This window comes from Sphingosinithalassobacter sp. LHW66-3, assembly GCF_050703275.1.
Lineage (GTDB): Bacteria > Pseudomonadota > Alphaproteobacteria > Sphingomonadales > Sphingomonadaceae > Sphingomonas.
The window spans coordinates 1,731,869-1,753,108 of sequence record NZ_CP193482.1 but is presented as its reverse complement, the minus strand read 5'-3'; the positions used below and the strand labels follow the sequence as shown (position 1 = coordinate 1,753,108).

Sequence of the window (21,240 nt, the reverse complement as noted above, 5' to 3'; positions counted from 1 at the left end):
TGCTTTTCCTGCTGATCGGCCAATGCTCTTCCTCCGGCTGACGCGGGGAGCTACGGTTTCACACGGCGAGTGGTTCCATTCGACCGTACGGGCCGCGCAGGCACGGCGGTGGACATTGGCCGCCCGGGCGCGCAGGCTGCCGTCGGCGGCGGCTCGATCGGCAACGGGAGAATCTTGTGGCGAGCGCCTTTTCGCACGGCACCGTCCATCGGGCGCCCGAAGATCTTCAACTGGCGTTGGCGGAAAACCCGAAGCTGCTGGCGCTGTGGGAGTCGCTGACGCCGCTCGGGCGCAACGAGTTCATCTGCTGGATCGAGGATGCGAAGCGGCCGGCAACGCGCGCGCGCCGCATCGAACGGACGCGCGAGGAGCTCCTCGAGGGAAAGAAGCGTCCCTGCTGCTGGGCCGGATGCATCCATCGAACCGACAAGGCGCCGGGCCGCTGGCAGCAGGCGGTGTTGATCGACGGCAAGAAGCGCGACGCCTAGGCCGGCGAGGGCCAGTCGCGCTTCCTTCGTCCCGGCTGCGGCCTAGTCGCGCAGCAGCTCGTTGATGCTCGTCTTGCTGCGCGTCTGCTCGTCGACTCGCTTGACGATGACGGCGCAGTAGAGGCTCGGCTTGCCCTCGCCGCCGCCCATCGTGCCCGGAACGACCACCGAATAGGGCGGCACTTCGCCGCGGAACACCTCGCCCGTGGCGCGATCGACGATCTTGGTGCTCGCGCCGAGATAGACGCCCATCGAGAGCACCGCGCCCTCGCCGACGCGCACGCCCTCGGCGACTTCGCTGCGCGCGCCGATGAAGGCGCCGTCGCCGATGATCACCGGATCGGCCTGAAGCGGCTCGAGCACGCCGCCGATGCCTGCGCCCCCGGAGAGGTGAACATTCTTTCCGATCTGGGCGCAGCTGCCGACGGTGGCCCAGGTGTCGACCATCGTCCCTTCGCCGACATAGGCGCCGATGTTGACGAAGCTGGGCATCAGCACCGCGCCCTTGCCGACGAAGCTGCCGTGGCGGACGATCGCGCCCGGCACCGCGCGGAAGCCGGCGGTGCGGAACGCTTCCTCGCCCCAGTTGGAGAATTTCGACGGCACCTTGTCGAACCAGTTGGTGACGCCCGGGCCCGGGATCACTGCATTATCGTTGAGCCGGAACGAGAGGAGGACCGCTTTCTTGAGCCACTGGTTGACGCGCCAGCCGCCCGCGCCGTCGGGCTCGGCCACCCGTGCTTCGCCACGATCGAGCAGGAGGAGCGCCTCGGCCACCGCTTCGCGCACGGCGCCTTCGGTGTGAAGGCCAAGCGAGGCGCGGTCTTCCCACGCGGCGTCGATCTGAGGGGCGAGATCTGCGGTCATGTATCGGTCTCCAGAATGTCGTGCAGCCACTGCGCGATGTCGTCGGTGGTATAGTCGATGAAGGTCCGGTCGGTGCAGTCGGGCGGCTGCTCCGAGCCGTTGTTCACCCACACCGTCGTCATGCCGATCGCCTTGGCGGGCTTGAGGTTGCGCGCCATGTCCTCGACGAACAGCGAGGCCTCGGGCGCGAGGTCATAGGCGTCGCACAAACCGCGATAGGCAGTCGGATCGGGCTTGGGACGATAGGCAGTGGCATGGATGTCATGCACTGCCTCGAAGCTTTCGGAGAGGCCCAGCCGTTCGAGCACGCGCGCGGCATAGGGCGCGTCGCCGTTGGTGAAGACGAGCTTGCGGCCGGGCAGCCGGGCGATAGCGGCGGCAAGCGGCTCGTTGCGCTCGAGCGCCTCCATCTCGATGTCGTGGACATAGTCGAGGAAATCGTGCGGGTCGACGCCATGCTCGGCCATCAGCCCGGAGAGGGTGGTGCCGTGCGCGAAGAAATAATGTTTCTGGATGCGGTGCGCTTCCTCGGGGCCGCACCCGATCAGTCGGGCGACATAGTCGCGCATGCGCCGGTCGACGTGCGCAAAGAGGTTTGCGCTCGCCGGATATAGCGTATTGTCCAGGTCAAAGACCCAGTTGCGGACGTGGCGAAGCTCGGCAAGCATTGGTGCGGCGGTCTAGGCCGGGGCAGTATATATCGCAACCGCGCCTGACATCCCCTGTTAACCTTCGGAAACATAAGGGTTACTGCTGATTGGACCGACAACGGGGTCGTCACTCATGAATGCAAAGCTGCGTTCGCGCCTGCTGCAATCGGCGGCGCTCGGGGGAATTGTGTTGCTGGCGGCCTGTTCGGGCGGCGGCGGTGGCGGCGGCACGGGGTACACGCCCCCACCGCCCGCCGCACCGGCGCCGACTCCCACGCCTTCGCCGACACCTGCTCCGGTGCCCGCGCCGGCTCCCGCACCGGCGCCGCCGCCCGGCGCCTATGACACGGCCGAATATCGCGCCTCGATCGGTCCGGTCTCGATGAATGCGCTGACTGCCTATCAGACCGGCGCAACCGGCAGCAGCGTCCGGGTCGGCGTGATCGATAGCGGCATCGATCTCGAGAGCGAGGAATTCGGCGGCCGCATCCTCGGCGTGTCGGCGGATACCGCAGGCAGCCGGACGATCGACGACGAGGACGGCCATGGCACCGCAGTTGCCTTCACAGTGGCTGGGCGGCGCAATGGCGTCGGGACGCACGGCGTCGCATTTGACGCGGAGCTGATCGTCATCCGCTCCGATTCGCCCGGAAGCTGCGCCAACGACGATCCCGACGACGAGTTGAGCGGTTGCCGCCACCCCGATTCGGCGATCGCCCAAGGGATCGACATCGCGACTCAGAATGGCGCGCGCGTGATCAACATCTCGCTGGGCGGCGGCCCCGCCGGGTCGAGCGTTCGGCAGGCACTGGCGCGCGCCACGGCCGCAGGAGTCGTGGTGGTGATCTCTGCCGGAAACGACGGTCCGGTCTCGGAGAATCCGGAGGCCGTCAACCCGAACGAATTCACCGATCCGGCGACCGAGCCGAGCATCTCGCGCGGGATCATCATTATCGCGGGTTCCGTCGGCACCAACGATCTGATCTCCGATTTCAGCAACCGGGCCGGCACCTCGGCGGATTTCTACCTGGCGGCGGTCGGCGAGCGCGTGCGCGCGCCGGGCGCGGACGGCACACCCTATCTCTGGTCCGGCACGTCCTTTTCGGCGCCGCAGATCTCGGGCGCGGTCGCGCTGCTCGCCCAGGCATTCCCCAACCTGACCGGCGCGGACATCGTGGCGCTGCTCTATGCCACGGCGCGCGATGCCGGGGCGCCGGGCACCGATCCGATCTACGGACGCGGCATCCTCGATCTCACCCGCGCCTTTCAACCGGTCGGGCAGACGGCGGTAGCGGGATCGGGGCAGGTCGCATCGCGCACCGTCAACGCCGAGCTTTCCGCGCCGATGGGCGACGCGCAGCAGGCCTCGCTCGGCGCAGTCGTGCTCGACGGCTTCGACCGGGCCTTTGCGATGGAACTGGCCGACACGATCCGCCGCTACCGTCCCGATTCGCAGCTGCGCCGCACGCTGGCGACGCGGCAGCAGAGCTTTGCCGTGGGCTATCGCGACCTGTCTGTCGCCGTCACGCTGGCGCCGGGGCGCGACACGCTGCGGATCGAGCGGCTGGCGATCGGCGAGCCGGACGCGCAGCAGGCGCGAGCGATCGCCGCCTCGGTCACCGGCCGGCTGGGCAGCGAAACGCAGTTCGCGATCGGCGCCTCCGAAAGCGGCGGCGCGCTCGCCGGGCGGCTGGCGGGCCGCGCCGAACCGGCGTTCCTGATCGCACGCGATCCGACGACCAGCGCGGGCTTCGAAAGCGACGTGACCGGGGCCTTCGCGCTGCGCCGCACGTTCGGCGGCTGGGGCGTGACGGTTGCGACCGAGACCGGCGAGGTGCTCTCGCGGCAGGAATCGACTCTCGTCGCCGTGCAGCGCCGCTATCAGCGCAACGGCTACAACCGACTGACGCTGGGCGTCGACCGGCGCTTCGGCGACCTGCGTGCGGGGCTGAGTGCGACCCGGCTCAGCGAGGAGGACACGCTGCTCGGCGCCCGCTTCACCGGCGCGCTGGGCGCGGCGCGGGCGGACACGACCTTCGTCGACGCAGCACTGCGCTGGCGCTCCGCCGAAGGGTGGACGCTCGGCGGATCGTGGCGGCGCGGCTGGACCACGGCGCAGCTGCGCGGCGGCCTGGAGGGGAGCGGCACGCTGCAAACGAGCGGCTTCTCGGCCGATATCGGCAAGACGGGGGTGTTCGGCCGGCGCGACAGCATCGGGGTGCGTGTGTCGCAGCCGCTGCGCGTCGAAACGGGCGGGCTCGACCTGCGGCTGCCGCAGGGCTGGGACTATGCCACCGAAAGTGTCAGCGCCTGGGGCGATCAGCGGATGAACCTCACGCCCGAGGGGCGCGAGCGCGATTTCGAGCTGCGCTATATGGCACCGATCCGGGGCGGCGACATCAGCACCAACCTGTTCCTGCGGCGCGATCCGGGCAATTTCGCCGATGCGCCCGACGATATCGGCGCGGCGGTTCGGTTGAACTTCGACTTCTGACCCGGGGTGGCGGGGCGCCCGGCGGCGCCCCATCTATTCCGAATGACACGCTATTCGCTTCTCGATCTCGTCCCGGTGACCCGGGGCGGGAATGTTCGACAGTCACTCGCCAATGCCGCCGATCTGGCACGCCATGTCGAGGCGGAGGGGTACACGCGCTATTGGGTCGCGGAGCACCACGGCATGGAGGGCATCGCCAGTGCCGCGACCTCGGTGGTGCTGGCGCATGTCGGCCAGGCGACGGAAACGATCCGCATCGGCGCGGGCGGCATCATGCTGCCCAATCATGCGCCGCTGGTGATCGCAGAACAGTTCGGCACGCTCGATGCGCTGTTCCCCGGCCGCATCGACCTGGGGCTGGGCCGCGCTCCCGGATCGGACCAGACGGTCGCGCGGGCGCTGCGCCGCACGCTGGAAAGCGATCCGAACGCCTTTCCGCAGGACGTGCTCGAACTGCAGAGCTATTTTGCCGACGACGGGCAGACCGGCATCCGCGCGACGCCCGGGGCGGGCGCGAAGCCCGAGCTGTGGATCCTGGGATCGAGCCTGTTCGGGGCTCAGCTGGCGGCGGCGCTTGGGCTCCCCTATGCCTTTGCGTCGCATTTCGCGCCGGCCCTGCTCGACGAGGCGCTCGACGTCTATCGGCGCAATTTCCGCCCCTCGGCGGTGCTCGACAAGCCGCATGCGATGGCCGGGTTCAACGTGTTCGCCGCCGAGACGCAGGAGGAGGCCGAGCTGCTGGCAACTTCCGCGCAACAGGCGTTCGTCGCGATCCGCACCACCGGCAAGGGGATTCCGCTGCCGCCGCCGGTCCCCGGTTTTCGCGAGAGCCTGGGCGGGCAGGGGCAGGCAGTGCTCGATCATGTGCTCGGCTGTTCGGCGACCGGCACCCGCGATATCGTGGCGCGCGAGCTGGCGAAATTCGTCGAGCGCACGCGCGTCGACGAAGTGATGCTGGTGAGTTCGATCTACGACCACGAAGCACGCAAGAAGAGCTTGAGCATCGCGGCGGAAGCGATGGCCGGGCCAGTGGCAGCGTAGCGGCGGACGTCAGTTTGCCGGAAAGCTCCCGCGCGTGCGGTTCGCATAGGCGACCAGCGAGAGCATCACCGGCACTTCGACCAGCACCCCGACGACAGTTGCCAGCGCCGCTCCGCTCGACAGGCCGAACAGGCCGATCGCCACCGCCACTGCGAGCTCGAAGAAGTTCGACGTGCCGATCAGTGCGCAGGGCGCGGCGATGGCATGCGGCACACGCCATGCCTTGGCTGCGAAATAGGCGAGTGCGAAAATGCCGTAGGACTGGATGAGGATCGGAATCGCGATCAGCAGGATCAGCAGCGGATTGCCTAGGATCGTCGTTGCCTGAAAGGCGAACAGCAGCACGACGGTGGCGAGCAGGCCGATGATCGACACCGGCTTTAGCCGCGCGAGGAAAGTTTCGACTGCCGCTGCGTCACCGCCGTGCGTGGAGAGCAGAAGCGTCCGCACGACCGCCCCCGCCGCCAGCGGGACCACGACATAGAGCGCGACCGAAAGCAGCAATGTCTCCCACGGAACCGCGATCTCGGTCACCCCCAGGAGCAGGGCGACGATCGGTGCGAAGGCGACGATCATGACCAGATCGTTCACCGAAACCTGCACCAGCGTGTAGGCCGGATCGCCTCTGGTCAGCTGCGACCACACGAATACCATTGCCGTGCACGGCGCCGCCCCAAGCAGAATCAGCCCCGCGATATACTGGTCCGCCTCGCCCGCGCCGATGAAACCGGCATAGACATGATCGAAGAAGAGCACGGCGAGTGCCGCCATGGTGAACGGCTTGACGAGCCAGTTGACCGCCAGCGTTATCACCAGTCCCTTCGGCTTGCGGCCGATGTCGCGCACGCTGGCGAAGTCCACGGCGACCATCATCGGGAAGATCATCGCCCAGACCAGCACGGCCACGACCAGATTCACCGATGCGATTTCCAGGTCGGCGAGCAACCGGACCGCGGCCGGCGCAAGCACGCCGAGCGCGATTCCCGCGGCAATGGCCAGCGCGACCCACAGCGAGAGCAGGCGCTCGACGCGTCCTAGCGGCGCGGATCTGGACAGGTCGGTAGCCGCAAGCTGCGCCATTTCGGAACGTCCTTTCACCGGATTCGCCGCCCTTCGCCGTCGATCACCTGCGCGCCATCTTCCTTGGCGAACGCGCCCTGTTGCGGCACCGGCAGGAGGTCGAGCACTTCCTCGGAGGGGCGGCACAGCTTCACCCCCAGCGGAGAGACAACCAGTGGCCGGTTGATGAGGATCGGCTGTTCCAGCATTGCGGCGATCAGGTGCGCATCCGCAAGCGCAGGATCGTCGAGACCCAATTCGGCATAGGGCGTGCCCTTCCGGCGCAGGAGTTCGCGCGGAGTGAGGCCGGCCCGCTCGATCAGATTTTCGAGCAGCGCGCGCGACGGTGGCGTCTTCAGATATTCCACGACGTGCGGCTCGATGCCGGCGTTGCGGATCATCGCCAGCACGTTGCGCGACGTGCCGCATTCGGGATTGTGATAGACGATGACATCGATTGGCATCTCCGGTTCCTCCCTCAACACCGGGCGAGCTCCGCCATCAGCGGCTCGCAAAGATCGGCGCGCCCTTCGCAGCAATCCCGGGCGAGAAAGACCATGAGCGCGCGAAGCGCATCGATCCGTGCGCGCTGGAGGAAATGCCGGCCGCGCTTCTCCGATTGGACCAGCCCCGCCTTCACCAGAATCGCGAGGTGCGTCGACAGGGTGCTCTGGCTGAGGCCGGTCACCTCAACCAATTGGCCGGTGGTCAGCCCCTCAGGCTCGTTGCGGACGAGCAGGCGAAACGACAGCAGCCGCGTGGGATGCGCGAGCGCTGCCAGCGCGGCGAGAGCGTCCTGATCCTTCATCGTATCGGGAATAGCCGATGGGATCATTATGAGTCAAGACGCATCGGTATTTGCCGATGCATTGAGCGGGAGCTGGACTGGTGGCGCGGCCCTTGGGGGCCGGCGTGCCGCTGGGCTCCTCTAGCTCGAAGCCGCCGGGAGCCTGAGCCGCACGAGCAGGCCGCCCAGATCCTCGCTTTCCTCAAGGCTGACGGTGCCGTCGTAGATCTCGGCGACGTCTCGAACGATGGCGAGGCCGAGGCCGGTGCCAGGCTTGCCGCTGTCGAGCCGCACGCCGCGATCGAAGATGCGCAGACGGTCGGCCTGCGGAATTCCGCTGCCGTCGTCCTCGACGAGGATTTCAACGAAACCCGCCTGTGCGCCGGCAGTGACGAAGACGCTGCCGCCGCCATATTTCGCGGCATTCTCGACGAGATTGCCGAGCATTTCGTCGAAATCCTGCCGCTCGATGTGGGCGACGAGATCCTTCCGCCCGTCGATGTCGATCCGGACGTTCGGATAGAGCCGCGAAACCGCACGCTCGACGGCTTCGATCGCGGGCCAGATCTCGGCGCGGCTATGGGCGCTGCCGCGGCGGCCTACCGCGCGGGCGCGGGCGAGATGATGATCGATCTGGCGGCGCATCGTCCGCGCCTCGCGGATCACCGCCTGGGCCAGATCGGGCTGCCCGGCGGCGGCGGCGTTCATGATGACGCTGAGCGGGGTCTTTAGCGCGTGGGCGAGGTTGCCGGCATGGCGGCGTGCCTCTTCGGCCTGGCGCTCGTTGTGCTCGACGAGCGCGTTCAGCTCCTCGACCATCGGCGCGACTTCGGAGGGCATCGGCGCATCGATCCGGCTCGATTCGCCGGCGCGCATCCGGGCGATCTCGACTCGCACCTTGCGCAGCGGCTGAAGCCCGACCCAGGTCTGCAGCCCCACCATGATGATGAGGCCAAAGCCGAGGATGAGGAAGCTGACCAGCAGCGTGCTGCGGAAATCGGCGATCTGCGCATCGAGCGAATTGCGATTCTGCGCTACCTGGAAGCGCCAGCGAACCTCCGATCCGGGGAGCGTCAGGTCCCGCTCGGCGATCCGCAGCTCCTCGTCGAACTGAACGCTGTCATAGATGTGGACGTCCATATCGTCGTGCGCGCGTCCGGTGGACAGGCGGTAATCCCAGAGCGAGCGCGAGGGAAAGGTCTCGTAGCCGTCGCCGCTGATCTGCCAATAGGCGCCGGAGAAGGGCTCGAGGAACCGCTGGTCGGCCAGCTCGCGATTGAGAAGCACTTCGCCGCCCGGCCCCAGTTCGGCCGACGCGATCATCGACGAGAGCAGGAATTCGAGCTGTTCGTCGAAATTGCGCGTCACAGCCGAGGTGAGGACGCGATCGAGCGCGAAGCCGCCGCCCGCCAGCAGCACGATGATCCAGGCGCTGGCAACGACGATCATGCGCCGGCTGACCGAGCCGGTCACGCGGACATAGGCACGGGGCGGGGGCGCCTCGATATCGACACTGGGTGCGAGGCCGGGCTGTCGCCGCGACCAGCGCGACGACAACAGGGCGCGTGCGCTGGCGAACCGGCGCCGCAAACCGTTCGGTGCCGGAGGCGTGCCGGCGTCCGCCATGATCAGCGCCGCCGGAGCAGAGGCGAGCCGTGCCCGGTCACGAAGCCGTTTCCGGCTCCTCCAGGCTGTAGCCGAGGCCGCGGATCGTGGTGATGGTGTCGGCGCCCAGTTTCTTGCGGATCCGCGTGACGAACACTTCGATCGTGTTCGAATCGCGATCGAAGTCCTGATCGTAGATGTGCTCGATCAGTTCGGTGCGGCTCACCACCTTGCCCTTGTGGTGGAGCAGATAGCTGAGCAGCTTATATTCCTGGGCGGTGAGCTTCACCGGCTCGCCCGCCTTGGTGACCTTGCCCGAGCGCGTGTCGAGGCGGATATCGCCGGCGGTGAGCTCGGCCGAGGCATTGCCCGAGGCGCGGCGGATGAGCGCGCGCAGCCGCGCGATCAGTTCCTCGGTCTGGAACGGCTTGGCGACATAATCGTCGGCACCGGCGTCGAGCCCGGCCACCTTGTCCGACCAGCTGTCGCGTGCGGTGAGCACCAGCACGGGCGTGGTCTTGCCTTCCTTGCGCCAGCGATCGAGCACCGTCAGCCCGTCGACTTCGGGCAGGCCGAGGTCGAGGATGACTGCGTCGTAGCTTTCGGTCGATCCGAGGAAATGGCCCTCCTCGCCGTCGGTGGCCAGATCGACCGCATAGCCGGCGCCCTCGAGCGCATTGCGCAGCTGCTGACCCAGAGTGGGTTCATCCTCTACGATCAATAGGCGCATGTCTGTTCCTCGTACTGCCGTGGCGGGGCGATCAATTGCCGGTCTGGCGGACGACACGGCCGCTGCGGCCGTCGACGTCCACCCAGATCACCGATCCATCGCGCAGGAATTTGAGCGTGTAAATGTTCGTTTCGGGATCATAGTCGAAGCCGAGATATTGCGCGCCGCGCATCCGCGGCACGATCCGCCGTTCGATTTCCCGCGCGGGAAGGTTCTGGCCGCGTTCCTGGCGCACCGTGGCGCGCGCCTGCGAGGCGTCCTGCATGCCCTGCAGGGGGGCGATCCTGGCGCGAGCGGTATCGATGCCGCCGATCCCGGCAGCAGCCACCACGCACCAGACGCATATCTTCGCGACCATCGACATCGGCATGGCATAGGGTCGCTGCGTTGAACAGCCTGTGAATGGCCTGTTTTCCGCCGTCCAGCTTGCTCCGCGCGAGGCTTGCGCCTACCTCGCGCCGATCATGGCAGCACCCCTACTCGCATATGAAGGCCTGGGCCTGGTCCAGGGCGCCGGCTGGCTCTTCCGCGGCCTCGACATCTATATCGGCGCGCGCGACCGGCTGGCGCTGATCGGCCGCAACGGCGCGGGCAAGACGACGCTGCTCAAGCTGCTCGGCGGGCGGATCGAAGCCGACGAGGGGCGGCGGACGATCGTGCCCGGCACCAAGGTGGTGCTGCTCGAGCAGGATCCGAAGGTCGACGGGTGCGCGACATTGCTCGATTTCGTGCTGCGCGGCGACGACGCCCCGCCGCACTACGCGGCCGAGGCGATCGCCGACCAGCTGGGCATCGACCTGACGCGCGAGGCGGCGACTGCGAGCGGCGGCGAACGGCGGCGCGCCGCGATCGCACGTGCGCTGGCGCAGGAGCCCGACATATTGTTGCTCGACGAGCCGACTAATCACCTTGATCTCGCCGCGATCGAGTGGCTCGAGGACTGGCTCAAGCGCTTCTCCGGCGCGTTCGTGGTGATCAGCCACGACCGGACCTTTCTCACGCGCCTGACGCGCTCGACGCTGTGGCTCGACCGCGGCTCGATCCGCCGCGCGGAGATCGGCTTCGGCGGGTTCGATGCGTGGACCGAGCAGGTCTATGCCGAGGAAGAGCGCAACGCGGCGCGGCTGGACGCCAAGCTGAAGCTGGAGGAGCATTGGCTCCAGCGCGGCGTAACCGGCCGCCGCCGCCGCAATCAGGGGCGGCTCGAGAAGCTCAAGGAGATGCGCGCGACCCGCGCAGCAATGGTGGGGCCGGAAGGTGCCGCCAAGCTCGCTACCGGTGCCGATGATGTGCAGACGAAAGTGGTGATCGACGTCGAGAATGTCACCAAGCGATTCGGCGAAGGTGCCGAGGCGCGGACGATCCTTCGCGATTTCAGCTTCCGCATCACCCGCGGCGACCGGATCGGCATCGTCGGCGCGAATGGCGCGGGCAAGTCGACCTTGCTCAAGCTGCTCACCGGCGAGATCGAGCCCGACGAGGGCATCGTGCGACGCGCCAAGACGCTCGACGGGATCGTGATCGACCAGCAGCGCAGCCTCATGAAGCCCGACAAGACAGTGCGGGAAGTGCTGGCGGAGGGCGGCGACTGGATCGAGGTGCTGGGCGTGAAGAAGCACGTCCACGGCTATCTCAAGGAATTCCTCTTCGACCCCGCCATTGCCGAGGCGAAGATCGCGACTCTGTCTGGCGGCGAACGTTCGCGGCTGCTTCTGGCGCGCGAATTCGCGCGGCGGAGCAATCTGCTGGTGCTCGACGAGCCGACCAACGACCTCGACCTCGAGACGCTGGACCTGCTCCAGGAAGTGATCGCCGACTATGAGGGGACGGTGCTGATCGTCAGCCACGATCGCGACTTCCTCGACCGGACGGTGACGGTAACGCTGGGCCTCGACGGATCGGGTGACGTCGACGCGATCGTCGGCGGCTATGCCGATTGGGAGGCCAAGCGGCGGCCGCGCGCCGAGAAAAAGGCAGTGGCGAAGCCGACGGACCGCGCGCCCGAGCCGCCGAAGCCGAAGGCGGCCAAGCTCAGCTACAAGGACCAGCGCGATTTCGATCGCCTGCCGGACCGGATCGAGGAGCTGGATGCGGCGATCGCGCGCGACGAGGCGGCGCTTGCCGATCCCGATCTCTACACCCGCGATCCAGCGAAATTCGAGAACCTTGGCAAGGCGATCGCCGCGGCGCGCGAGGAGAAGGAGGCGGCGGAGCTACGGTGGCTCGAACTCGCCGAAGCTGTCGAAGCGCTCGGCTGACCAATTTCGCGATGGAAACAGAATCGCGCCCCAGCGGTTGAGGGAGGGCAATTCACCACCGTTGGAGGTTCCCCATGCGTAAGTCTCTCGTTGCCGCGGCCGCGCTCTCGGCCATGTCGCTCCCGCTCGCGGGCTGTGCCGACAATGGCGTGTTCGGGCCCCAGGGCGCGCTCGGCAGCGGCGGCCGCGTCTACAATCCCGGCCCCGACCAGATTTCCGACGACACCGTCATCTATCGGGACGCCCAGGGCAATTATTACTGCCGTCGCGAGAACGGCACGACCGGGACGCTGGTCGGTGCGGGTGCCGGCGCGCTGCTCGGCAATCTGATCGCGCCGGGCGGTTCCAAGACGGTCGGCGCGCTGATCGGCGGTGCCGCCGGTGCGGCGGCGGGCCGCGCGATCGATCGCACCGATCTCGCCTGCCAGTAAGCGGATGCGAAGTGGCGGGTGCGACACGCACCTGCCGCTTCACGGCTCCAGTTCGAGCCTGAACGTCGTTCCCGACGGGCCGGTGTCGCGCGAAAGCGTGCCTCCGGCCTGTCGCGCGAACGCGTCGATCAGCCGCTGACCGAGGCCGCTCTGCCGGTCGGCGACCGGCGTATCTTCGTTCATGCCGATCCCGTCATCGCGCACGGTGAGCAGATAGCCTCCATCGTGCCGTCGGAATTCGACTCGAATCTCGCCCGCCTCGCGCCCGGCGAAGGCATGCTTGACTGCGTTCGTCACGAGTTCGTTCACCACCAGCCCGATCGATACGGCGCGATCGCGGGCGATCTGCGCATGATCGGAGTCGCACAGCAGCGTGATGCTGGTGCGCAGAAACAGCGAGTCCGAAAGCGCCGCGCAGAGTTCGCGCAGATAGGCGGCGATGTCCACTTCGCCCACCGTGCTGCCGCCGCGATAGAGGTGGCGGTGCGCCCGCGCGATGCTCTCGACGCGGGAAAGCGCATCGCCGAGCGCTTCCACCGTTGCGGCTTCGGCAGCGCGGCGGCGCTGCAGGTCGAGCAGGCTCGCGACCAGGGCGAAATTGTTCTTCACCCGATGATCGAACTCCTGGAGGAACAGGTCGCGCTCGGCGACTTCGCGGTCGCGCTCGGCCGAAGCGCGCCGCACCGCGCGGCGAAACAGCTCCGCCACGGCGACGACCAAGCCATAGGCGCATGCGTTGACGAGCAGCCGCGCCCAGTCCGCCGGCTCGGCGAAGGCGAAGGATCCGAACTCCGGCAGGATAAAGAACCAGGAGTAGAAAAGCACGATGATCGCGGTCAGCACACCGGCGGTCGATCGGCCGAACAAGGTGGCGATCAGCACCGCGGGATAGCCGAGCGCGAACGGCCCCGCCGAAGTGGCGACTACATCCACCAGCGCCCGCACCATCGTCGTGGCGCCGGAGCACAGAAGGGCAAAGCCGATCTGAGTCATCAGACGCGGCACTGCGGGTGCGAGCCGGTCAGGAAGGTCTAGCTCGCCAATTCGTGCCATCGCCGGAACGACAGAGCAGAACCCCGCCGAAGTCAAGCACGTCGCGGGAGCAATCTGATCTGGATCAGTCAGTTTTCGAACGACTTGCCTGCGCGGCCGGCAAGCTCGACCACATAGTGCCACGCCACCCGGCCCGAGCGACTGCCGCGTCGAGTGGCCCAGCCGATCGCGTCGGTCGGATCGAAGGCGAGTCCATGCGCATCGGCATAGCCACGGACGATCTCGAGATAGGTGTCCTGATCGATCGCATGGAAACCCAGGCTGAGCCCGAAACGATCCGCAAGCGCGAGATTGTCGTCGATGCTGTCGCGTGGATTGATCGCGCTTTCCTGCTCGGCGAGATCGCGCGGCACCAGATGACGTCGATTGGACGTGACCAGAAGGCGCACATTGGCGGGGCGCGCCTCGGCGCCGCCCTCGAGCAGCGAGCGCAGCGCGCGCCCATCGGCGGCGGCATCGAAGCCCAGATCGTCGACGAACACGGCGAACCGGCGCGGCACGGGTGCGAGCAGCGCGAACAGCGCCGGCAGCGTGTCGAGGCCGCTGGTGACGGCCTCGACCAAGGCAAGCGCGCCACCTTTCGCCTGAACCGCGGCCACGCTGCTTTTCACGAGCGCGGACTTGCCCGTGCCCCGGGCGCCCCAGAGCAATACGTCCTGCGCGGCGTGGCCCTCCGCAAGCCGCGCGAGATTGGCGACGAGTGCCTCGCGCTGCGCATCGATCCCGCGCAAATGATCGAGCGGAAGCGGATCGAACTCCCGCGCTGCCACCAGCGTCTCCCCGCGCCACACATAGGCCCGGTGGGCGAGCGGATCGGCCGCCGCCGGCGGTGGAGGCGCGATTCGATCGAGCGCGTCGGCGATGCGGGCGAGCGGGTCGGTCATGCCGGAGGCTATAGGCGAGGAGCCGGTGCTCCCCAAGCGCCCATGCGATCGCCCCGTGCGGCGATGGAGCGGACGATCAGGCGGTGCCGCGCTCTGCCCGCACGCGCGCCAGATGCTCGCGGATTCCCGGGTGGCCCGGCGCGAGCTTGGCCGCCTTCACCAACAGTTCCTCGGCGCCTTCCAGATCGCCTTCGCGATAGAGCACCCAGCCATAGGCGTGGGCGGCGGCGGGATTCGACGGCGCGATCGAATAGGCGCTTTCCGCCGCCTCGCGGGCCGCTTCCAGTTCGTTCGCCCCGGCGTAAGCCATCGCCAGTTCGGCGCCGAGCGCCGCGTCACGCTCGCCGACGCTCGCGCGGAGCAACTCCAGCGTGTCGATCGCCGCCTGATATTCCTGCGCAGCGATCTGCCAATGGCCGGTGAGGCGGAGCGCGGCGAGGTTGCCAGGGTTCTGCGACAGGAACAGCGCGACGGCACGCGCAGCCGCGCGCCGGTCGCCCGCGGCCTCTTCGGCCTCCACCAGTCGAAGCATCGTGGGTTCGTCGAAGCGGATCGCCGCGGCGCGCTCGAACGCCTGCGCCGCCTCCCGGGGGCGCTCGAGCAGCATCAGCATGTCTCCGACTAGAATGTGCGCGCCCGGCACGCCGCGATTGTCGCGTGCCATCTCGCGGGCACGGTCCAGCGCCTGCCCGGGTTTGCCGGCATCGATCAGCGCGCGCATCAGCGGAATGACGGCGGCGGGGTCTCCGGGGTTGGCGCTGGCGGGCGCGGCAAGCACGGCGATGCTGTCGTCGGCGCTGAACGAGGTCGACCCGAGCCGTGCCGGATAGGCGGCGCGGTCGAGGAACAGCGCGGCGTTCTCGCGGTCGCCGATGCGCTCCAGCCCCCGCGCGACGAGCGTCAGCGCATAGCTGTCCGCGTCGCCGCGCAGCACCACCGGGGCCAGGACGTCGAGCGCGTCGCGCGCGGCATCGGTGCGCAGCAGCCCGACCGCGAGCAGCTTGCGCGCGGTAATATTCATCGGCTGCATCGCGACGAGCTGGCGCAGCGCCTCGATCGCCTGGCGATCGGCGCCCGCTTCGAGCTGGAGCGCCCCGTTGAGGAGCACCGCGCCGGGCAGATTCGCGAGTGCGCCGCCGGTGCGCGCCAGCAGCCTGCGGGCGAGGTCCGGATCGCCTGCGCGCGCGGCGAGCACGGCCTGGAGATAATGGGCCTGCGGGCTGCCGGGTCGCGCCTGAAGCGCGCGCCGCGTGGCGGCGAGCATATCGACGGTGCGGCCCGCATCGCCCAGCGTGGCGGCATATTCGATCAGCGCGTCATGGTGCCAGGGATCGCGCTTCAGCGCCGCTTCGAACCAGGGAAGCGCCGCGACAAGACCATATTGGCTGCGCACCAGCTCGCCGCGCAGCACCAGCGCGTCGGTGTTGCCCGGATCGAGCGCCACTGCACGCTCGCTCGCCTCGATCGCGCCAAGCAGGTCACCGGCGGTGGCGCGGAAACGCCCGATATCGGCAACGATTGCGGCGTCCCGCGGCGCCAGCCGCAGCGCCTCGCGCAGTGCCTCGCGCGCCGCTCCGAACTCGCCCTGGCTAGTGAGAATGCGCGCCCGCACCCGCAGACCGTGGAGCCGGTCATCGGCATGAGTCTGTTCCACCGTCTGAAGCGCGCGATCGAGATCCCCCTGCAACAGCAGCGCGTGCGCCATGAGATGGGGAATGCGCTTGGGATCATAGCCGGTGGCGATGGCGCGATTGAGTTCGCCTTCGGCGCCGATGCCGTCGTCGTGCTCCAGCATCGTTCGCGCGAGCATCGCGTGCGCGGAGCCCCAGCGCGGATCGTTGCGCACCGCCTCCAGCGCCTGTGATCGCGCAGCGGTGGAATTATGATCGCGCAGGAACTGCTGGCTCTTCGCCAGCGCCGCGCGCGCGGCGGCGGGATCGCTGCGCGCCGGCGTCACCCCCCAGAACAGATAGAGGGCAAGCGCACAGACGGCGAGCCCCGCGCCGATCACGGCAAAGCGACGGAGGGGCAGGCGGCGGCGCCGCTTACGGCTGGAGGTCATAGGCCTTCATCAGATCGTAGAGCGTGGGACGGCTGATGCCGAGCAGCCGTGCGGTGCCGGAGATATTGCCCTCGGCGCGCGCCAGCGCGTGGCGGATCGCCTTGCGGTCGGCGATTTCCCGCGCAGCCTTCAGGTTGATCGGCTGCGCCTCGGCATCCGCGGACTTGAGATCGAGATCGGCGGCGGTGACGTGCTTGCCGTCGGCCATGATCACCGCGCGCTTGATGCGATTCTCCAGCTCGCGGACGTTGCCGGGCCAGTTCCACGCGTCGATCGCGGCCAGCGCGTCGGGCGCGAACTGGCGAACGCCGGTGTTCATCGCCTCGGCATGTTTGCGCAGGAAATGGCGCGCCAGCAGCCCGGCATCGCCCGGCCGCTCCGCCAGGCTGGGGATGCGCACCACGATTTCGGCGAGGCGATAATAAAGATCCTCGCGGAAGCGGCCGTCGGCGACCATCGCGTCCACGTCCTGATGCGTGGCGCAGACGATGCGCGTATCGACCGGGATCGGCTTGCGCCCGCCGATCCGCTCGATCACGCGCTCCTGCAGGAAACGCAGCAGCTTGACCTGGAGCGGCAACGGAATGTCGCCCACTTCGTCTAGGAAGAGCGTGCCGCCGTTCGCCTGCTCGATCTTGCCTTCGGTGGTCTTCACCGCGCCGGTGAAGGCGCCCTTCTCATGGCCGAAGAGCTCGCTTTCGAGCAGCGTTTCGGGAATCGCGGCGCAGTTGATCGCGACGAACGCGCCTTTTCTGCGGGGGCTCGCCTGGTGGAGACCGCGCGCGAGCAATTCCTTGCCGGTGCCGCTGGCGCCGAGCAGCATCACCGAGACGTCGGCGCCGGCGACGCGTTCGATGGTACGCGTGACCTTCAGCATTTCCGGGCTGCCGGTGATCATGCCGCCCAGCACCGCGCCGGCCTCCACTTTCTCGGAGAGGCGTCGGTTCTCGGCTTCCAGCGCGTGAACGTGAACGGCACGCGCGACGATCAGGCCCAGCGCGTCGATATCGATCGGCTTCTGGTAGAAATCCCAGGCGCCCAGCGCGATCGCCTTCAGCATGCTTTCGTGCGCGCCATGGCCGGAAGCGACGATCACCTTGGTGTCGGGCTTGAGGCTGAGAATCGTCTCGAGCGTCGCAAAGCCTTCCGAAGTGCCGTCCGGATCGGGCGGCAGACCCAGATCGAGCGTGACGACCGGCGGCTCTTCGGCGCGCAGCTGGGCGATCGCGCTCTCGCGGTCGCCGGCGACCAGCACCTCATAGCCGTCATAGGCCCAGCGCAGCTGACGCTGGAGGCCGGCGTCGTCCTCGACGATCAGCAGCTTGGGACGAGGATCGGTCATGCCGCTTCTCCCATTCCCACATCGGCGGCGTGCGCTGCCTTCAGCGTCACGCGAAAGCGGCTACCGCTGCCTTCGCGCGACGTAACCGCGATGCCGCCGCCCATTGCCTGCGCGAGCTGGAGCGCCTCGAACGCGCCGATGCCGAAGCCGCCTTCCTTCGAGGAGACGAAGGGCTTGAACAGCCGGTCGCGCACGAAGCCGGGCGACATGCCGCAGCCACGGTCGATCACGTCGATCGTGACGCGGAGCCCATCGGCGCCGACATCGAGCGTCACCGGCTCGTGCGGCGGGCTGGCATCGACTGCGTTCTGAATCAGATGGCCGAGCAGCTGCTCGAGCCGCGCGGGGTCCGCGTGGGCGACGGCGGCGCGCGTGCCGGTGGCCGCGATCGGATGCTGCTTGGCGCGCGCCGCAGCAAGGCGCTCGACCAGCGGCATGACCTCGACCGCATGGGGCGCTTCGGCGCGGCTGCGATGGTGCTGCGAAAGGCGGGCGAGCAGTGCGTTCATGCGTTCGACCGATTCCTTCAGCGTCACGACCATGTCGGCGCGGAATTGGGGGTTGTCGGCGTGGCGCTCGGCGTTGCGGGCGACGAGGGTCAGCTGGCTCACGAGATTCTTGATGTCATGAAGGATGAAGGCGAAGCGGCGGTTGAATTCATCGAACCGCTGCGCCTCGGCGAGCGCTTCCTGCGCGCGCGCTTCGGCGAGATAGCTGGCGACCTGACGGCCGGCGACCTTGAGCAGGTCGAAATCCTCCCAATCGAGCGCGCGCGGCAGCGGCGGCCGCGCGAGCAGGATCGCACCGGCGAGCTGCCCCAGATGCGGCAGCGGCACCAGCACCCAGGCCTTCTGAAGATCGAGCATCCATTGCGGCACGGCGGCGAGATCGGCGCCTTCGGCAGCGTTCTGGCGCAGCGCGTCGAGTTCGATGATCCGCCCGGTGCGGGCGAGATGGCGGGCAAGTGCCGCATCGCTGGCGGCCGGCAGCATGTCGCGCCCCCAATTCCAGGCAGCGCCCGGGCCGAGGCCGCTGCCGTCCGGGACAAGCAGCAGCCCGGCCGGCGAATCGGTCAGATCGGCGATCGCCTTCACGATTCGCTCGTCCAGCGGAGCCGCGCCTTCCGGCTGGCCCAGCGTTTCGGTGAAGCGGATCCATTCGGCGCGATAATCATAGCGGTGGCGGAAGAAATGCTTGGCCAGCTTCACTTTCGCCCAGGCGCGCAGCCACGGCGAGGAGACGAGCGTCAGCACCGCGGCGGTCGAGCCGAAGACGAATGCCGTCTGGAGCACGCGGGCGTTCTCGCCGCCCACCGTCGCCAGCGCACTGGTGGCGAGCGCGAGCAGGGCGACATAGGCGGCGATGCCCACGAGCGAGAGCGATTGATAGGCGACGGTGCGCGATACCTGCATCGACCAGTCGCCCTTGTGGTGCAGCCCCGCGCCGATGCCGGCGGCGACCAGCGCCATGGCGACCCCGCGCAGCACGAACAGCTCGGGCGCGAGCTCGCCGGTCAGATAGCCGACGGTGAAGATGTTGAGATCGGTGAGCCAAAGCCCGCCAAGCGCGAGGACGATCCAACGGAGCCCTGCGCCGGCGCCGGGCGCGACCGCGGTGTGCAGCGCCTGCACGAGCAGCAGCGCCGCGACCGTGACGAGCATCTGAAGCAGCAACGCGGCGTCGGCGAAATCGGCGGCGCGATCCGCCGGAGCGGCGCTGCCGAGCATCTGCAGCCCCGCCGAACCGAGCGCCACCAGCCCCACGACTCCATAGACGGTGGCGAGCGCGAAGGGCGGGCGAACGCTGCCGTCGCGCCGATGCAGAACGACCATGAAGCCGAACCAGGCGAGGTTGCGCAGCAGCTCGGCGAGCACCGTCACCAGATCGTCGCTGCCGATGCCGGCGACGGCGAGCGCCCAGAGCGCCGTCGCGGTCAACGCGACGGTGAGCGGCAGCCGCGGCACCTGTTCCTCGCGGCTGCGGAACGCCCAGAGCGCAACGGCGCCGAAGAGAAGCGCCGCAAGTGCGTGGGTCCACAGGATGAGCGCTCCTGCCATCAGCGGGCACCGTCGGGGAACAGCACGACGCGCAGCGTCTGGAGCAGGATCAGCAGGTCGAGGAAAGGCGAGTAGTTCTTCGCGTAGAAGAGGTCATATTCAAGCTTCTGGCGCGCATCCTCGATCGAAGCGCCATAGGGATAGTTGATCTGCGCCCAGCCGGTGATGCCCGGCTTCACCATGTGGCGCTCGGCGTAATAGGGCAGCTTCTGTTCGAGATCGTCGACGAACTGCGGCCTTTCCGGGCGCGGGCCGACGAAGCTCATCTCGCCCTTGAGCACGCTCCAGCACTGCGGCAGCTCGTCGATGCGCAGCTTGCGGATGACCCGGCCGATTCGCGTGATGCGCGGATCGTCCTTTTCGGCCCAGACGGCGGTACCCGCCACTTCGGCATCGACTCGCATCGAGCGCAGCTTGATGATGTCGAAGCCCTCGCCATAAAGGCCGACGCGCCGCTGGCGGTAGAAGGCAGGGCCCTTGCTGTCGATCCGGATGAGCAGCGCTGTCAGCAGGATGAGCGGCAGGGTCAGTGCGAGCAGCACGAGGCTGGCAGCGATGTCGAACATGCGCTTGAACACGCCCGAGAGCATCCGCCCCGAGGAGAATCCGTCCGAGAAGATCAGCCAGCTGGGATTGACGCTGTCGAGATCGACCCGACCGGTCTCGCGCTCGAGGAAGGTCGAGGTGTCGTTGACGTGGACGCCGGTGGTCTTGATCCGCAGCAGATCCTTGAGCGGCAGCGCGTTGCGGCGCTCCTCGAGCGCGAGCACCACTTCGCTCGCATTGAGCAGCACGACATGGTCGGCAAGGTTGTAGATGGCGTCGCGCGCGATCGCTTCGGGGATCACGCGATTGGCGTCGGTCATCGCAACATAGCCGACGATGACGAAGCCGGATCCGGGCGTCTTCGACAGAGCCTTGAGCCGCGCCGCGCGCGGCCCCGCGCCGAGCACGACCACGCGCCGCTTGAATGCCTGGCTGCCCAGTGTCGAGCCGAGCAGGATGCGCAGCAGGATGAGCAGCACGATCGCGAAGCCCATCGCGAAGAGCAGGTTCGAACGCCAGAAGGTGAGCGCCGGGACGAGAAAGAAGATGACGCTCAGGAAGATCACGCCCAGCGACACCGCGACGATCAGCCGGGCGGTGGCGTAGCGCAGCGACTGGAGCGCATCGGGCCCATAGACGCCGACCGCGATCATCGCGAGTTCGAGCGATGCGGCAAAGCTCGCGAGCTGGGGAAGGCGCGTGTAGACCGGCTGGGTGAGCATGCCGATCTGCTGGGCGCGGACGATCCAGCCCAGCTCGGCCGCAACGACGAGCAGCACGATGTCCAGCAGGCCGAGCAGCAGCACGGCATTGGGAACATAGTGTTTGAAAAGGCGGATCACTGCGGCCGCTCGCCCTTGGGTCCAAGTGTAAACGATACCGACAC

The 21,240-nt window shown here is 68.1% G+C and carries 19 protein-coding genes; 5 read left to right on the top strand and 14 right to left on the bottom strand.

The window, feature by feature from the left end:
* Window positions 1-176 precede the first annotated feature (176 nt).
* Window positions 177-488: a YdeI/OmpD-associated family protein gene (locus tag ACQ450_RS08550; protein WP_431468945.1), complete on the top strand. Its 312-nt coding sequence runs from the start codon at window positions 177-179 to the stop codon at window positions 486-488.
* A 42-nt stretch (window positions 489-530) separates the two neighbouring features.
* Here ACQ450_RS08550 and dapD read toward each other — a convergent pair whose 3' ends face one another.
* Both dapD and ACQ450_RS08540 read right to left on the bottom strand, forming a co-directional pair.
* Window positions 531-1,355, bottom strand: a complete 825-nt coding sequence (gene dapD / locus ACQ450_RS08545) for a 2,3,4,5-tetrahydropyridine-2,6-dicarboxylate N-succinyltransferase (RefSeq protein WP_431468944.1) — start codon at window positions 1,353-1,355, stop codon at window positions 531-533.
* The gene (locus tag ACQ450_RS08540) at window positions 1,352-2,023 is read right to left on the bottom strand and encodes a pyrimidine 5'-nucleotidase (protein ID WP_431468943.1); all 672 of its coding nucleotides are present in this window, start codon (window positions 2,021-2,023) and stop codon (window positions 1,352-1,354) included. Before ACQ450_RS08540 ends, dapD begins: the two co-directional genes overlap by 4 nt.
* Window positions 2,024-2,138: 115 nt before the next feature.
* Between ACQ450_RS08540 and ACQ450_RS08535 the strand changes: the two genes are divergently transcribed.
* Window positions 2,139-4,499, top strand: a complete 2,361-nt coding sequence (locus ACQ450_RS08535) for a S8 family peptidase (RefSeq protein WP_431468942.1) — start codon at window positions 2,139-2,141, stop codon at window positions 4,497-4,499.
* Window positions 4,500-4,541: 42 nt separating this feature from the next.
* Window positions 4,542-5,540 (top strand): LLM class flavin-dependent oxidoreductase, encoded by a 999-nt coding sequence (locus ACQ450_RS08530; protein ID WP_431468941.1) that lies wholly within the window; start codon window positions 4,542-4,544, stop codon window positions 5,538-5,540.
* Between the two features lie 9 nt (window positions 5,541-5,549).
* On the opposite strand, the gene arsB is transcribed toward ACQ450_RS08530, so the two are convergent.
* The 6 genes from arsB to ACQ450_RS08500 form a co-directional block, all read right to left on the bottom strand.
* Entirely contained in the window at window positions 5,550-6,620 is a 1,071-nt protein-coding gene (gene arsB, locus ACQ450_RS08525) for an ACR3 family arsenite efflux transporter (RefSeq protein WP_431468940.1), read from the bottom strand.
* Between the two features lie 14 nt (window positions 6,621-6,634).
* Entirely contained in the window at window positions 6,635-7,063 is a 429-nt protein-coding gene (gene arsC / locus ACQ450_RS08520) for an arsenate reductase (glutaredoxin) (RefSeq protein ID WP_431468939.1), read from the bottom strand.
* A 14-nt stretch (window positions 7,064-7,077) separates the two neighbouring features.
* Window positions 7,078-7,407 carry an ArsR/SmtB family transcription factor gene (locus ACQ450_RS08515; RefSeq protein WP_188056202.1) on the bottom strand — a complete coding sequence of 110 codons (330 nt, stop codon included), beginning with the start codon at window positions 7,405-7,407 and terminating at the stop codon, window positions 7,078-7,080.
* Window positions 7,408-7,527: 120 nt separating this feature from the next.
* Window positions 7,528-8,835 carry an ATP-binding protein gene (locus tag ACQ450_RS08510; protein ID WP_431471190.1) on the bottom strand — a complete coding sequence of 436 codons (1,308 nt, stop codon included), beginning with the start codon at window positions 8,833-8,835 and terminating at the stop codon, window positions 7,528-7,530.
* A 214-nt stretch (window positions 8,836-9,049) separates the two neighbouring features.
* Window positions 9,050-9,721 carry a response regulator gene (locus ACQ450_RS08505; protein ID WP_431468938.1) on the bottom strand — a complete coding sequence of 224 codons (672 nt, stop codon included), beginning with the start codon at window positions 9,719-9,721 and terminating at the stop codon, window positions 9,050-9,052.
* Window positions 9,722-9,752: 31 nt separating this feature from the next.
* Entirely contained in the window at window positions 9,753-10,085 is a 333-nt protein-coding gene (locus ACQ450_RS08500; protein WP_431468937.1) for a hypothetical protein, read from the bottom strand.
* A 100-nt stretch (window positions 10,086-10,185) separates the two neighbouring features.
* Here ACQ450_RS08500 and ACQ450_RS08495 point away from each other — a divergent pair, with 100 nt between their 5' ends.
* Window positions 10,186-11,979 (top strand): ABC-F family ATP-binding cassette domain-containing protein, encoded by a 1,794-nt coding sequence (locus ACQ450_RS08495; RefSeq protein ID WP_431468936.1) that lies wholly within the window; start codon window positions 10,186-10,188, stop codon window positions 11,977-11,979.
* Window positions 11,980-12,053: 74 nt separating this feature from the next.
* Window positions 12,054-12,410, top strand: a complete 357-nt coding sequence (locus ACQ450_RS08490) for a YMGG-like glycine zipper-containing protein (protein ID WP_188056198.1) — start codon at window positions 12,054-12,056, stop codon at window positions 12,408-12,410.
* Between the two features lie 39 nt (window positions 12,411-12,449).
* Here the strand turns inward: ACQ450_RS08490 and ACQ450_RS08485 are convergent, their stop codons facing one another.
* From ACQ450_RS08485 to ACQ450_RS08460, 6 genes are all read right to left on the bottom strand, one after another.
* A complete protein-coding gene (locus ACQ450_RS08485; protein WP_431468935.1) occupies window positions 12,450-13,463 on the bottom strand; it encodes a sensor histidine kinase in 1,014 nt (337 codons plus the stop codon).
* Between the two features lie 68 nt (window positions 13,464-13,531).
* Window positions 13,532-14,347, bottom strand: a complete 816-nt coding sequence (locus ACQ450_RS08480; RefSeq protein ID WP_431468934.1) for an ATP-binding protein — start codon at window positions 14,345-14,347, stop codon at window positions 13,532-13,534.
* A 76-nt stretch (window positions 14,348-14,423) separates the two neighbouring features.
* On the bottom strand, window positions 14,424-16,409 hold the full coding sequence (locus tag ACQ450_RS08475) for a tetratricopeptide repeat protein (RefSeq protein WP_431468933.1): 1,986 nt from the start codon (window positions 16,407-16,409) through the stop codon (window positions 14,424-14,426).
* Window positions 16,393-17,751, bottom strand: a complete 1,359-nt coding sequence (gene prsR, locus ACQ450_RS08470) for a PEP-CTERM-box response regulator transcription factor (protein WP_431468932.1) — start codon at window positions 17,749-17,751, stop codon at window positions 16,393-16,395. Before prsR ends, ACQ450_RS08475 begins: the two co-directional genes overlap by 17 nt.
* The gene (gene prsK / locus ACQ450_RS08465) at window positions 17,748-19,808 is read right to left on the bottom strand and encodes an XrtA/PEP-CTERM system histidine kinase PrsK (RefSeq protein ID WP_431468931.1); all 2,061 of its coding nucleotides are present in this window, start codon (window positions 19,806-19,808) and stop codon (window positions 17,748-17,750) included. The genes prsR and prsK overlap by 4 nt, the downstream gene beginning before the upstream one ends.
* Window positions 19,808-21,196, bottom strand: coding sequence for a TIGR03013 family XrtA/PEP-CTERM system glycosyltransferase (locus ACQ450_RS08460; RefSeq protein ID WP_431468930.1), 1,389 nt, complete (start codon window positions 21,194-21,196; stop codon window positions 19,808-19,810). Before ACQ450_RS08460 ends, prsK begins: the two co-directional genes overlap by 1 nt.
* Window positions 21,197-21,240 lie beyond the last annotated feature (44 nt).